Genomic DNA, 12,454 nt, shown 5'->3' with positions numbered 1-12,454 from the left:
CCTCGCGCGCCCCGGCCCGCGTGTGCGGACGCGCCCGCCCCGCGCCGGTCCGGCCCCCCTCGTCGCCCGGGCCTCTCGTCCTGCGGGCCCCCGGGCCCCGGTCCTTTCCCGTTCCGTCTGTTCCCCGTCCGTACCCCGGCCTCCGCGGAGGAGTCACACCCATGTCCCTCGCCCCACCCCGCCCCGCCGCCACGGCCCGCTTCGCCGCGGCCGACCTGGGCGCCACCAGCGGGCGCGTCATCCTGGGCGAGCTGTCGCACGGCCGGCTCCGCCTGACCGAGACGCACCGGTTCCCGAACACGCCGGTCCGTCTGACCGACGGGCTGTGCTGGGACGTCTTCGCGCTCGTCCAGGGCATCCAGGACGGGCTGCGCGCCGCCGCGCGAGCGACCGGCGGGCAGCTGACGTCCGTCGGCGTGGACAGCTGGGCCGTGGACTACGGTCTGCTGGACGCGGGCGGCGCGCTGCTCGGCGCTCCCTACCACTACCGGGACACCCGCACCGAATCGGTCGCCGAGAGGGTCTGGGAAGACCTCCCGCCGGAGGCGCTGTACCGGATCACCGGGCTGCAGCACCTGCCGTTCAACACGGTGTTCCAGCTCGCGGCCGAGGCCGCCGGCCCCCGGCTGCGCAGCGCGCGGACCCTGCTGCTCATACCCGACCTGATGGTCCACTGGCTCACCGGCTCCCTGGGCACCGAGGAGACCAACGCCTCCACCACGGGCCTCTACGACGCCGGCGCGCACACCTGGTCCCCCGAGGTCCTGGACGCCCTCGGTCTGGGCGCGGGCCTGCTGCCCCCGCTGCGCTCCCCCGGTGACCCGGCCGGCACGCTGCTGCCGCACGTGGCCCGGTACACCGGCCTGTCCCCCGGTACGCCGGTGACGACGGTCGCCTCGCACGACACGGCCTCCGCCGTGGCCGCCGTTCCGGCCACCGAGGCGGACTTCGCCTACATCTCGTGCGGCACCTGGTCGCTCGCCGGCCTGGAGCTCGACGCCCCGGTGCTGAGCGAGGCGTCCCGCCGGGCCAACTTCACCAACGAGCGCGGCGTCGACGGGACCATCCGCTATCTGCGCAACATCATGGGCATGTGGCTGCTGGAGGAGTGCCGGCGCACCTGGGCCGAGCGGGGCATGCGCACGGAACTGCCGCACCTGCTCGAGGAGGCCTCCCGGAGCAAGCCGTTCACCAGCGTCATCGACCCCGACGCACCGGAGTTCCTCGCCCCGGGCGACATCCCGCGGCGCATCGACGCCTACTGCCGTCGCACCGGGCAGCCCGTGCCGGAGGAGCAGGGCGCCGTGGTCCGCTGCATCCTGGAGAGCCTGGCGCTCGCCCACCGGCGCACCCTGCGCCAGGCCGCCGCGCTCGCCGACCGCGAGATCCGCCGCGTCCACCTCGTCGGCGGCGGCTCACGCAACGAGCTGCTGTGCCAGTTGACCGCCGACGCCACCGGCCTGCCCGTCGTCGCCGGCCCCACCGAGGCGACCGCCCTCGGCAACATCCTGGTCCAGGCCCGTGCCGCCGGCCTCGCCGGCGACCTGCGCGACATGCGCCGGCTCGTCGCCGCCACGCAGGAACTGCGCCACTACACACCCCGCGGGAACCAGGCGTCCTGGGACGCCGCGGAGGCCCGTCTCGCCGCCACGGAAGGAGCCCTGTGATGCGTGTCGCCCTGTTCGCCACCTGTGTCAACGACGCGGTCTACCCGTCGACGGCCGTCGCCACCGTCAGACTTCTCGAACGCCTGGGCGTCGAGGTGGACTTCCCCGCCGCCCAGACGTGCTGCGGACAGCCCCAGTTCAACACCGGCTACCGGCGCGAGACCGAGCCGCTGGTGCGCCGCATGGGCCGGGCCTTCGAGGGCTACGACTACGTGGTGACCCCCTCGGGGTCCTGCGTGGCGATGGTCCGCGACAACTATCCGCGCATCGCCCGCGGCGGCGACGACGCGGAGCTGACGCGCGTCTCGGAGTCCCTGGTGCCCCGCACGTACGAGCTGACCGAGTTCCTGGTCGACGTGCTCGGGGTGACGGACGTCGGCGCCTACTATCCGCACCAGGTCACCTACCACCCCTCCTGCCACGGACTGCGCATGCTGGGCCTGGGCGACCGGCCCTACCGGCTGCTGCGTGCCGTGAAGGGGCTGGAGCTGGTCGATCTGCCGGGCGCGGAGGAGTGCTGTGGTTTCGGTGGCACCTTCGCCGTGAAGAACGCGGACGTCTCCGCGGCCATGGGGACGGACAAGGTACGCAACTCCCTGGCGACCGGCGCCGGAACGCTGTGCGGCGCGGACAACTCCTGTCTGATGCACATCGGCGGCATCCTCCGGCGCCAGGACGCCCCGCAACGCGCCCTGCACATCGCGGAGATCCTGGCCGCCACTGAAGAGGAGCCCCTGGTATGAGCGGGACGTTCGTCGGCATGCCGGCCTTTCCCCAGGCGGCGCGGGAGGCCGTACGGGACACGACCCTGCGCGGCAATCTGCGCCACGCCACCCACACCATCCGCGACAAACGCGCCCGCGCGGTCGCGGAGTTGGACGACTGGGCCGCCCTGCGCGAGGCGGGCAAGCAGATCAAGGACCACACCCTGCGCCACCTCGACCACTACCTGCTCCAGGTCGAGGAGGCGGTCACCGCGGCGGGCGGCACCGTGCACTGGGCCGCCGACGCCGACGAGGCCAACGCGATCGTCGCCCGGCTGGTCGAGGAGACCGGCGAGCGCGAGGTCGTCAAGGTCAAGTCCATGGCCACCCAGGAGATCGGCCTCAACGAAGCCCTGGAGGCCCGCGGCATCCGCGCCTACGAGACCGACCTCGCCGAACTCATCGTGCAGCTCGGCAAGGACCGCCCCTCCCACATCCTCGTCCCCGCCATCCACCGCAACCGCGGCGAGATCCGCGACATCTTCCGCACCGAGATGAGCGAATGGGGCCGGCCGGCGCCCGAGGCACTGACGGACACCCCCGCCGAACTCGCGGAGGCGGCACGCCTGCACCTGCGCGAGAAGTTCCTGCGCGCCAAGGTCGGCATCTCCGGCGCCAACTTCATGGTCGCCGAGACCGGCACCCTCGTCGTCGTCGAGTCCGAGGGCAACGGCCGCATGTGCCTCACCCTGCCCGAGACCCTGATCTCCGTCGTCGGCATCGAGAAGATCGTGCCCACCTGGCAGGACCTGGAGGTATTCCTCCAGACCCTCCCCCGCTCCTCCACGGCCGAACGGATGAACCCGTACACCTCCATGTGGACCGGCACCACCGACGAGGACGGCCCGCAGAACTTCCACCTCGTCCTGCTCGACAACGGCCGCACCGACACCCTCGCCGACGAAGTCGGCCGCCAGGCCCTGCGCTGCATCCGCTGCTCGGCGTGCTTGAACGTCTGCCCGGTGTACGAACGCGCCGGCGGCCACGCCTACGGCTCCGTCTACCCCGGCCCCATCGGCGCCATCCTCAGCCCCCAACTCCGTGGCACCGACAGCGCCATCGACGCCTCACTCCCCTACGCCTCCTCCCTCTGCGGCGCCTGCTACGAGGTGTGCCCCGTCGCCATCGACATCCCCGAAGTGCTCGTACATCTCAGGGAGAAGGTGGCCGATCAGGGCGGGCCCGGGCACCGTCTGGAGAAGGCGGCCATCAAGGCGGCCGGATGGGTTCTCGACCGGCCCGGCGTCCTCGCCGCCGGCGAACGCGTCGCCTCCAGGACCCGCCGTCTGCACCCGAAGAAGCTGCCCGGTCCCGGCGCGGGTCAGTGGAGCAAGAGCCGGGACCTGCCGGAGATGCCCGCCGAACCGTTCCGCGACTGGTGGAAGAAGAACCGCACATGACGACCGAGCCCTCCTCGCGCGAACGGATCCTCTCCCGGGTGCGCGCCGCGCTGTCCTCCGACGGCGGCCGCCCCGGGACGCCGGACACCTCTGCCCTCGAGCGCGGCTACCTCACCGCTCACGTCCCGGACGTTCCGGCCGGTGTGCTGGACCTGCTGCACGAGAACCTCGTCGACTACCGGGCCTCGGTGCGGCGTTGCACCGAGGCGGAGCTGCCCGCCGTGATCGCCGGACTGCTCGGGGATCACGAGGCGCGCAGCGTGGCCGTTCCCGCGGACCTGCCCGCGGCATGGCTGGCGAGTGCGCGGGCCGAGAAGCGGTACGACACTCCCGCTTCCCGGCTGTCCGCGCGGCGGCTCGACGAGACCGGCGCCGTCGTCACCGGGTGCGCCCTCGCCATCGCCGAGACCGGCACCATCGTCCTCGACGGCGGGCCGGGCCAGGGGCGGCGCGCCCTCACCCTCGTGCCCGACCTGCACATCTGTGTCGTCCGGGCGCCGGAGCAGGTGGTGGCGTCCGTGCCGCAGGCCATGCCCCGGCTGGACCCGGCCCGGCCGCTGACCTGGATCTCGGGCCCGTCCGCCACCAGCGACATCGAACTGGACCGCGTCGAGGGCGTCCACGGCCCGCGCACACTGGAAGTCGTCCTGGTCCGGCGCCCGGCGGAGGACGCCGGGGTGTGAGGTGCCCGGCGGCACCCGGCACCGTCACGTCCAGCGCGCTCCGGTCAGCTCCTCCGACCGTTCCCAGATCCGGCGGGCGTCCTCCGGGCTCCGCAGGCGGCTGTAGAGCGTCTGCGGCGCGGGGGGGGCCGTTGGGCAGGCGCGCATGCCGTCGTAGGAGCGTTCCCAGCCGAGGTCGTCCCAGTTGACGGCGTTCCGGTCCGCCGCGACGCTGATCTGCGAGGTCACGCGCGCCCGGCCGGCCCGCAGCAGCGGCGGCAGGCGGGCGACGAGGGCGACGTGGCCGAGGCGGTTGGTGCCGAACTGCAGCTCGAACCCGTCGGCGGTCGTCTGCCGTGCGGGCGGTGTCATGACGCCGGCGATGTCGACCAGCAGGTGGCTCGGCCGGCCCTCCGCCGGCAGGGCCTCGCCGAGGGCCGCCACGTCGATGTCCCTTCACCAGGCCCTGGAGGGAATTAGCCGCGCGGTGCGCGCACGCTGTCGCGGCGGACCAGCTCGGGCAGGATGACCGGGTGGTCCGCCGGCTTCGCACCGCCGGCGATCCGGTGCAGCAGCAGATCGAGCGCGGCGACGGCCACCGCGTCGAAGTCCTGCCGCACCGTCGTGAGGGGCGGCGTGTAGAAGGGGGCCTCGGGGACGTCGTCGAAGCCGACGATGCTCACCTCGTCCGGCGCCGCACGGCCCCGCTCGGCCATGGCCCGCAGGACGCCCAGCGCCTGGTGGTCGTTGGCCGCGAAGACGGCGGTGACCTCGGGCATCCGCGCCAGCATCTGTCCCGCGCGGTAGCCGGAGGCGGCGCTCCAGTCACCGGCACTGACGGGCGGGATCTCCGCGCCCGCCTCCGTCAGGGCACGGCGCCAGCCGCGGACGCGTCCGGCGGCGTCGAACCAGCCAGGGGGGCCGGAGACATGCCACACCGTGTCGTGGCCCGCCTCCAGCAGATGCCGGGTCGCCTCGTAGGCGCCCTGCTCCTGGTCGACGAAGACCGTGGGCGCACTGCGCGCCGGATCCCCGTCGATGGAGATGAGCGGCACCTCGTCGGGCACCCTGGCCAGCGCCTCCTGGGCCGAGGCGGTCGGCGCGATGGCCACGATGCCGGCGACGCGGTCGTCCCGGTGGCGTTCCACCGCCGCGGTGATCGAGCGTTCCTCCAGCTCCCGCACGCGGTGCACGCTCACCGCGAAACCCTGCTGGCTCGCGGCGATCTCGAAGGCGGCGAGCAGGGACGCCGGACCGTACAGGGTGGAGTTCTGCGCCACGACCCCGATGAGCTGGGACCGTCCGGTGGCGAGTGCGCGCGCCGCGCGGTTGGGGCGGTAGCCGAGTTCCTGGACGGCCGCCAGCACGCGCAGCCGGGTCTGCTCACGCACGTTGGCGTGGCCGTTGAGGACCCGGGACACCGTCTGGTGCGACACGCCCGCGAGCCGGGCGACATCCGTCATCGCCGGTTCCCGTACGGCCGATCCCTCCACGACCTCCACGCTCACCCCTCCCTCGACCGGCCGGCAGGGACCGGTCGTCCACGGCCGGGTGCGACATGGTCGACCCGACGAACACGGCTCAGAGTACGCCGCGCCCCGCGGAGGTCGCGCACTGCTCGTCCCGTCGGCCCAGGTGGGGCCGGTGAGCACCGGGCACGTCATCGTCACAGGTCACAGGAGGGGGGATCCGGCTCGGCCGCCCGCGTGGTGGCGAGCGGCCGGGGGTGCGGTGTGCGCCGCACGGGATGGCGCCGTGCGGCGGCGCCGTCAGGACGCGTAGGTGGCGTTCCGGGCCGTGGTCACCACCTTCTGTGCGTCGGCCTGGCCGAGCAGGCCCCCGGAGACCCATGTGTTCACGGTGGACTGCACATGGGTCACCAGTGCGTTCTTCGAGGCGAAGGGGGCCGCCGCCCAGATGTCGTCCAGGAGTGTGGTGCCGTCGGACCTCGCCGGGTTGGCGACCCCTGAGTCGGTGCCGCCGAAGACCACTCGGGGTTCCGTCCGCCGGACGTAGGCGTGGGTGGGGTCCTCCGTGCCCTCGTAGAAGGGGGCGTATTCGACTCCGTCCAGCGTGTAGTGCAGCGGCTTGCCCGCCACGGGGGCGAGCGAGGGCAGCAGGTCGCCCGAGAGGGCGGCGTTGCGGTAGAGCCCCACCTGGAGGTGGGTGGTGCCGGCCGTGCGGCCCACCAGGTTGACGGGGCCGTAGAACAGGGCCTGCAGGGAGGGGTCGTCCGGTGTCTTCTCGACCCGGAGCCGGAAGGGCAGGGTCACCCGCACCACGTCGCCGTTCCTCCAGGTCCGGTTCACCGTGACGTACGTGCCCGGGGCCGCGGTGCCGCCTATGGCACTGCCGTTGACGGTCACCCGGAAGCCCGTCGTCGCCCAGGAGGGCACCCGGAGCTTCAGTTCGAAGGCGGCCGAGCCGCCGCCGACGGTGATCGTGGAGCCCTGTTCGCGGGGGAAGTCGGTGGTCTGCGTGACGGTGACGCCCTTGGCGGCCCAGGTCAGGGTGGTGGAGCTGTACAGGTTGACGTACAGGGCGCCGCCGTCGGCGCGCTGGAAGAACACGGAGTCCTGGTACTTGGTGGCGCTCTCCATGCCGGTGCCCTCGCAGCAGGTCGTGCCCTGCTTGGGGGTGTAGTCGCGCACATGGCCGGGGGTGAGCCCGATGAAGTAGGTGACCAGCGGCTTCTCGGCGTCCGCCCGGTCCTGCTTGGAGCCGAGGACCTGGTTGAACAGGGCGCGCTCGTAGTAGTCCATGTACTTCGGGTCCTGCTCGTGGAAGAACAGCGCCCGGCTGAGCTTGAGCAGGTTGTAGGCGCAGCAGGTCTCCGCCGTGGTCGCGCCGATGGTCCCGGCGATCACGTCGCGGGCCTTCCAGAACTCGCCCGTGCTCGTGCCGCCGATGCCGTACATGCGGTGCGGCACGACCATGCCCCAGAAGTTCTTCGCTGCGGCCAGATAGCGCTGTTCGCCGGTCGCGTCGTACAACCGCAGGTAGCCGGTGAAGATGGGGATGTGCTGGTTGGCGTGGAGTCCGTCGAGGATGTCGGTGCCCGCGGCGCAGGCGTCGATGAGCCGGTCCAGGTCGAACAGGCGGCACAGCGCGAGGTGTTCGGGCTTTCCGGTGAGGGCGTGAACGTCGGCGATGGCCTCGACGATGCCGCCGAACTCGCCGCTGGAGAAGATGCCCCACATGCGCTGCAGCGTCGCGTCGGGCAGCTTGGACAGCCGGGAGTGCATCCAGTCGCACATGCCGGACGCCAGGTCGAGCGCGCGGGCGTCACCGACGGCGGTGTAGGTGTCCAGCAGGCCACGGAGGATCTTGTGCGCGGTGTAGTACGGCGCCCAGACCCGGGTGTAGTTGCCGCTGGTCATCGACTCCAGCTCGATGAACTGGGTCTCGGGGTAGGCCGCGAGGAACCCGGGGTGGCTCGGTGCTCCCCAGGTGCGGCGCAGGGTGGCGGTCAGGTTGCGGCCGGAGGCGTCGCCGAAGGTGCCGCCCGAGGTCTCGTAGAAGTCGTACGAGACCAGGTTGCCGCGGCCTGCGGGGGTGGCGGGGGCGCGGTCGGTCTGGAGTGAGGTGATCTCGGCGGCGGTCAGCGCCCGGGACCAGATGTTGAACTCGTCGAAGGCGCCCGCGAAGACGGGGTCGGAGGCGTAGAGCGAGCGGCCGAGCCAGTGGTTCGTGAGCGCCCCGAGGGCGGCGGGGTTCAGGCTCATCGACGTGTTCCGGGCGACGGCCCGGCCGTTGACGTAGAGCGTTCCCGTGCTGCCGCCGATGGTCACGGCGAGGTGGCTCCACTGGTTCAGCGGCAGCGCCGCGGTCCCGGTGAGTGCCTGTTCACCGCCCGCGCCCGAGGTCGTGACGGCGAAGCGCGGTACGCCGCCGGCGTCGCGGGCGGCCAGGTACATGTACCGCGTGGTGTCGTTGCCGAAGTCGAACACCCGGGCCCAGTCGTCGGCATGGGTGGGCTTCACCCACGCCGACACGGTGACGGCGGAGGCTCCGCCGAGCACGGTGTCCGGCAGGTCGACGTACTGGTAGGAGCCCCGGACGTTGTCCTGCCCGGTGCCGAATCTGCCCGGGACGCTCAGCATGCGCGGCTCTCCGCGCAGGGCCTCCCGGACCTCGGTCAACGCGCCGATCATGTAGCGGATCCGGTCCGCGTCGCCGGTGCCGGCGTAGGCCTGGGCCAGCATCGTGAGGAAGTGGCCGGTGTAGTGGCCGCGCAGATTGCCGTTGGCCTCGCCGTCGAGTCCCTCCCAGCCTCCCGGAGCGACGGCGCCGCCCGTCGGCAGGCCCGCGTTGACGCGGAACACCTGGAGCAGCCGGTTCACGTCGTAGCCGCGAGCGTAGTCGAGCATCAGCTGTCGCTTGGTGGAGAAGACGCCCGACCCGAGCTTCACCTCCTTCAGTTCGAAGGGGCGCACCGTCCACGCGGACGGCGCGGGGACGGCCGCGGAGGCGGCCCGGGCGGCCGCGCCGGCGGGAGCGGGGGCGGCCAGGCTCACGGCCGGTGCGGCCGCGGCCAGCATCGCGGTGCGCAGGATGTTGCGCCTGGACAGAGCAGGGTTCATGCGGTCCTCGTCATGGGCTCGATTGCAGACTGGTCACGCCGTTCGACATATCGGCCACTCTTCGGTTTTTCGGTCAGAAGGTAGGAGTGCGATGTGAGCGCGTCAACAGTTTCGACACGTTCCATCGAAGTCCACTGACGCGTCCTCAGACATAGGCCCAGTTGAGAGGCGTTGGATGAAGGCAACCGCTGTCCACAGTCTTGAATGTGAGCGCGCAACCACCTCATACTTGCGAAGCCCGAGCGACCCTCGGGCAGTTCACGCGCATCCTGGATTTCGATGCAGCTCCCCCGTTTCGACTCGTGAGTCGCCGCCGGCGCTCACTGCTCACGGGCGACGGCACGGGGTGCGAAGGCCGACCGCTCACCGCCCGCCCCAGACGGTCCTTCCGGCTGCCCGGGCCGCCTTTCCCTCGCCAGATGAGGAGGAGTCCCCATGCACCGACGAGGACGCGTACTGACGCTCCTGCTGACCCTGTTGGCACCCGCTCTGTCCGCCTCCCCCGCCCGGGCGGCGGACGTCACGCTGCCCACGGGGGCCCACTCGCTGGAGTCGGTGAACTTCCCCGGCCGCTTCGTCCGCCACACCGACTACCTGGGCCGGCTCGGCCCCGTGACGTCCGCCGGTACGGAGCAGACGAAGAAGGACGCGACCTTCACCGTCGTCTCCGGGCTCGCCTCGCCGTCGTGCTACTCCTTCCAGGCGGCCAACGGCATGTTCCTGCGCCACCGCGACTGGCGCATACGCCTGGAGACCAACACCGGGACCCCCACGTTCCGCGCGGACGCCACCTTCTGCCCCACCACCGGCTCCACGTCCGGCTCGGTCTCGCTGGCCTCGTACAACCACCCCGACCGGCGCCTGCGGCACCGCAACTTCGAACTCTGGCTGGACCCGTACGAGGACACCGCGCAGTTCCACGCCGACAGCTCCTTCCGCGTCACCGCACCCTGGAGCCCGAAGACGACGAAGGGCCCCGTCGTCCCGGGGCTGTACGCCGACCCGCACCTCACGTACCTCGACGGCAGGTACTACCTGTATCCCACGACGGACGGCTACGCCTCCTGGTCCGCCCCCTACTACAAAGCCTTCTCCTCCACGAACCTGGTCGACTGGACCGATCACGGGGTCGTGCTCGATCTCCGGCCGGACGTGTCCTGGGCGGACGACTCGGCGTGGGCCCCCGCGGTCGTGGCGAAGAACGGCCGCTACTACCTGTACTTCAGCGGTGGCGCCACCTCCGGCGACACGGCGAAGCAGCTCGGCGTGGCCGTGTCGGACTCCCCCACCGGCCCGTTCCGCGACGCGCTGGGCAAGCCGCTCGTGCCGGCCGGCCGCTACTCGGGCCAGGCCATCGACCCGATGGTGTTCACGGACTCCGACGGACAGTCCTACCTCTACTGGGGCAACGGCGCCGCTCATGTGGTGCCCCTCGGCGACGACATGACCTCCTTCGACCCGGCGGCCGTTCGGACGTTCACACCGGACGGCTTCCGGGAGGCGTCGTTCATGTTCGAGCGCGCCGGCATCTACTACTTCATGTGGTCCGAGAACGACACCCGTGACGAGAACTACCAGGTGGCCTACGCGACCGGCTCCTCTCCGCTCGGTCCGTTCACCAAACGCGGGGTCGTGCTGCAGAAGCGGCTGGACATCGGGGTCAGGGGCACCGGCCACCACTCGGTGGTGAAGGCGCCGGACTCCGACACCTGGTACATCGCCTACCACCGGTTCGCCGTCCCGGCCGGGAACGGCACCAACCGCGAGGTCGCGGTGGACCGCATGACCTTCAGGCCCGACGGCACCATCGAACCCGTCGTACCGACCCTGTAGCGGCGGCGACGCGTTCCCCCCTCCCCTTGATCCCGCGATCCCTCTTCGACAGGAGACGCCATGCCAGCGGTTCTCACCCGGCTCGCGACGACCCTGGTCGCCGCCTGCCTCCTCCTCGCCTCCTACGTCGTGGGCACACCCCAACGGGCCGCCGCCGCCGAACCGGGCTACCTCATGACCCACTTCATCGGCGAAGGTGCCACCGGCCAGCAGATCTACTTCTCCCACAGCGCCGACGGCCTCCACTGGAGCGACCTCAACGGCGGCGGCACGGCCCTGCGCTCCACCGTGGGGACGCGCGGCGTGCGCGACCCCTCGCTGGTCCGCTCGCCGTCCGGTGACCGGTACTGGATCATCGCCACGGACCTGTGCATCGGCTGCGGACAGTCCTGGGGCGACGCGCAGACCGACGGCAGCCGCAACCTCGTCGTGTGGGAGTCGACGGACCTGGTCACCTGGTCGCAGCCGAGGCTCCTCGACGTCGCCGGCGCCATCCCCGACGGCCGCAACGCCTGGGCCCCGGAGGCGATATGGAACCCGGAGACCAACGACTACGTCCTGTACTGGGCTACCAACGCCACGCTGAACGGGGTGCTCAAGCACCGCATCTACTACGCCCGCACGACGGACTTCCGCACGATCACCACCCCGCGGCTGTACATCGACCGGCCCGGCACGCAGGGCATCATCGACACACAGGTCCTCGCGGTGCCGTCCGGCACCGGCGGCTACCGCTATGTGCGGGCCTCCGGTGACGGACAGATCACCCTCGAGGGCAGCAACTCGATCCTCGGCACCTGGACGAACCTCGGCAACCTCTCCGGCATCGGGCTGACCGGCTCCCAGGTCGAGGGCCCGATGTGGATGAAGTTCCGGGACCGCGCCGAGTGGGCGCTCTACCTGGACCAGTACGCGACGGGCCGCGGATACCTGCCGGTCCTGACCACCGGTCCCGCGTCCCCGGACGGCTACCGGCTGCCCGCGGCGGGGAGTTACCAGATGGGCGGCACCAAGAAGCGGCACGGCTCGATCCTGAACCTCACGGCCGCCGAGGAGAGCCGCGTCCAGGCGCGCTGGCCGGCCACGGCGGTCAACCGGCTCCAGTCGTACAACTACCAGGACCGCTATGTGCGGCACGTCGACTTCGACGTGCGCGTCGACCCGAATGTGAGCCCCGCCGAGGACGCGCAGTTCCGGCTGAGGGCCGGTCTGGCGGGCTCGGGCACCGTCTCCTTCGAGTCGGTGAACTTCCCCGGCTGGTTCCTGCGGCACGCCGGCTCCGACCTCGGACTCGCCCACGACGACGGCACGGCCGCCTTCGCCGAAAGCGCCACCTTCCGCCGGGTCGCGGGCCTGGCCGACGCGCAGTGGTCCTCGTTCCAGTCCTACGACGACCCCGCACAGTACCTCCGCCACTACGCGTTCCGGCTGCGCCTGGACCCGATCACCACGGCGACCGGACGCGCGGACGCCACGTTCCGCGTGACCGGCTGATGCCCCCGACGGGAAAGGGAAGAAACATGTTGGTGCGACTGCTCAGGAGAT

Annotated in this window: 7 protein-coding genes and 3 pseudogenes; 7 read left to right on the top strand and 3 right to left on the bottom strand. The window is 71.7% G+C overall.

The genetic code is table 11. The features are described from left to right. The first annotated feature begins 161 nt into the window (after positions 1-161). The 4 genes from AB0E77_RS30770 to AB0E77_RS30755 are packed head-to-tail and all read left to right on the top strand — an operon-like array spanning position 162 to position 4,514. On the top strand, positions 162-1,667 hold the full coding sequence (locus AB0E77_RS30770; protein ID WP_361577184.1) for an FGGY-family carbohydrate kinase: 1,506 nt from the start codon (positions 162-164) through the stop codon (positions 1,665-1,667). Further along, positions 1,667-2,410, top strand: a complete 744-nt coding sequence (locus AB0E77_RS30765; protein WP_361577181.1) for a (Fe-S)-binding protein — start codon at positions 1,667-1,669, stop codon at positions 2,408-2,410. The genes AB0E77_RS30770 and AB0E77_RS30765 overlap by 1 nt, the downstream gene beginning before the upstream one ends. Next, complete coding sequence (locus AB0E77_RS30760) at positions 2,407-3,831, top strand: LutB/LldF family L-lactate oxidation iron-sulfur protein (protein WP_361577178.1); 1,425 nt, start codon at positions 2,407-2,409, stop codon at positions 3,829-3,831. Before AB0E77_RS30765 ends, AB0E77_RS30760 begins: the two co-directional genes overlap by 4 nt. Continuing rightward, positions 3,828-4,514 carry a lactate utilization protein C gene (locus AB0E77_RS30755; RefSeq protein WP_361577175.1) on the top strand — a complete coding sequence of 229 codons (687 nt, stop codon included), beginning with the start codon at positions 3,828-3,830 and terminating at the stop codon, positions 4,512-4,514. Before AB0E77_RS30760 ends, AB0E77_RS30755 begins: the two co-directional genes overlap by 4 nt. A gap of 24 nt (positions 4,515-4,538) precedes the next feature. Here the strand turns inward: AB0E77_RS30755 and AB0E77_RS30750 are convergent. The 3 genes and pseudogenes from AB0E77_RS30750 to AB0E77_RS30740 form a co-directional block, all read right to left on the bottom strand. Further along, a pseudogene (locus tag AB0E77_RS30750) lies at positions 4,539-4,937 on the bottom strand (hypothetical protein); the annotation flags it as partial. Positions 4,938-4,969: 32 nt separating this feature from the next. Beyond that, a complete protein-coding gene (locus AB0E77_RS30745) occupies positions 4,970-5,956 on the bottom strand; it encodes a LacI family DNA-binding transcriptional regulator (RefSeq protein WP_361577187.1) in 987 nt (328 codons plus the stop codon). A gap of 306 nt (positions 5,957-6,262) precedes the next feature. Beyond that, positions 6,263-9,076 (bottom strand): beta-L-arabinofuranosidase domain-containing protein, encoded by a 2,814-nt coding sequence (locus AB0E77_RS30740; protein WP_361577172.1) that lies wholly within the window; start codon positions 9,074-9,076, stop codon positions 6,263-6,265. A gap of 435 nt (positions 9,077-9,511) precedes the next feature. Between AB0E77_RS30740 and AB0E77_RS30735 the strand changes: the two are divergent. The 3 genes and pseudogenes from AB0E77_RS30735 to AB0E77_RS30725 form a co-directional block, all read left to right on the top strand. Continuing rightward, a pseudogene (locus AB0E77_RS30735) lies at positions 9,512-10,006 on the top strand (AbfB domain-containing protein); the annotation flags it as partial. Positions 10,007-10,045: 39 nt separating this feature from the next. Further along, positions 10,046-10,909: pseudogene (locus AB0E77_RS30730) on the top strand (family 43 glycosylhydrolase); the annotation flags it as partial. 60 nt (positions 10,910-10,969) lie between these two features. Then, the gene (locus AB0E77_RS30725; RefSeq protein WP_361577169.1) at positions 10,970-12,403 is read left to right on the top strand and encodes a glycoside hydrolase family 43 protein; all 1,434 of its coding nucleotides are present in this window, start codon (positions 10,970-10,972) and stop codon (positions 12,401-12,403) included. Positions 12,404-12,454 lie beyond the last annotated feature (51 nt).

Source organism: Streptomyces sp. NPDC032940 (genome assembly GCF_040636935.1).
GTDB lineage: Bacteria > Actinomycetota > Actinomycetes > Streptomycetales > Streptomycetaceae > Streptomyces.
The sequence above is the reverse complement of the archived record's forward strand: the minus strand, read 5'-3'. Positions and strand labels throughout refer to the sequence as shown.

Coding starts and splice junctions, on each gene's coding strand:
- AB0E77_RS30770 (WP_361577184.1), top strand. CDS start 162: ATGTCCCTCGCCCCACCCCGCCCCGCCGCCACGGCCCGCTTCGCCGCG.
- AB0E77_RS30765 (WP_361577181.1), top strand. CDS start 1,667: ATGCGTGTCGCCCTGTTCGCCACCTGTGTCAACGACGCGGTCTACCCG.
- AB0E77_RS30760 (WP_361577178.1), top strand. CDS start 2,407: ATGAGCGGGACGTTCGTCGGCATGCCGGCCTTTCCCCAGGCGGCGCGG.
- AB0E77_RS30755 (WP_361577175.1), top strand. CDS start 3,828: ATGACGACCGAGCCCTCCTCGCGCGAACGGATCCTCTCCCGGGTGCGC.
- AB0E77_RS30745 (WP_361577187.1), bottom strand. CDS start 5,956: ATGACGGATGTCGCCCGGCTCGCGGGCGTGTCGCACCAGACGGTGTCC.
- AB0E77_RS30740 (WP_361577172.1), bottom strand. CDS start 9,076: ATGAACCCTGCTCTGTCCAGGCGCAACATCCTGCGCACCGCGATGCTG.
- AB0E77_RS30725 (WP_361577169.1), top strand. CDS start 10,970: ATGCCAGCGGTTCTCACCCGGCTCGCGACGACCCTGGTCGCCGCCTGC.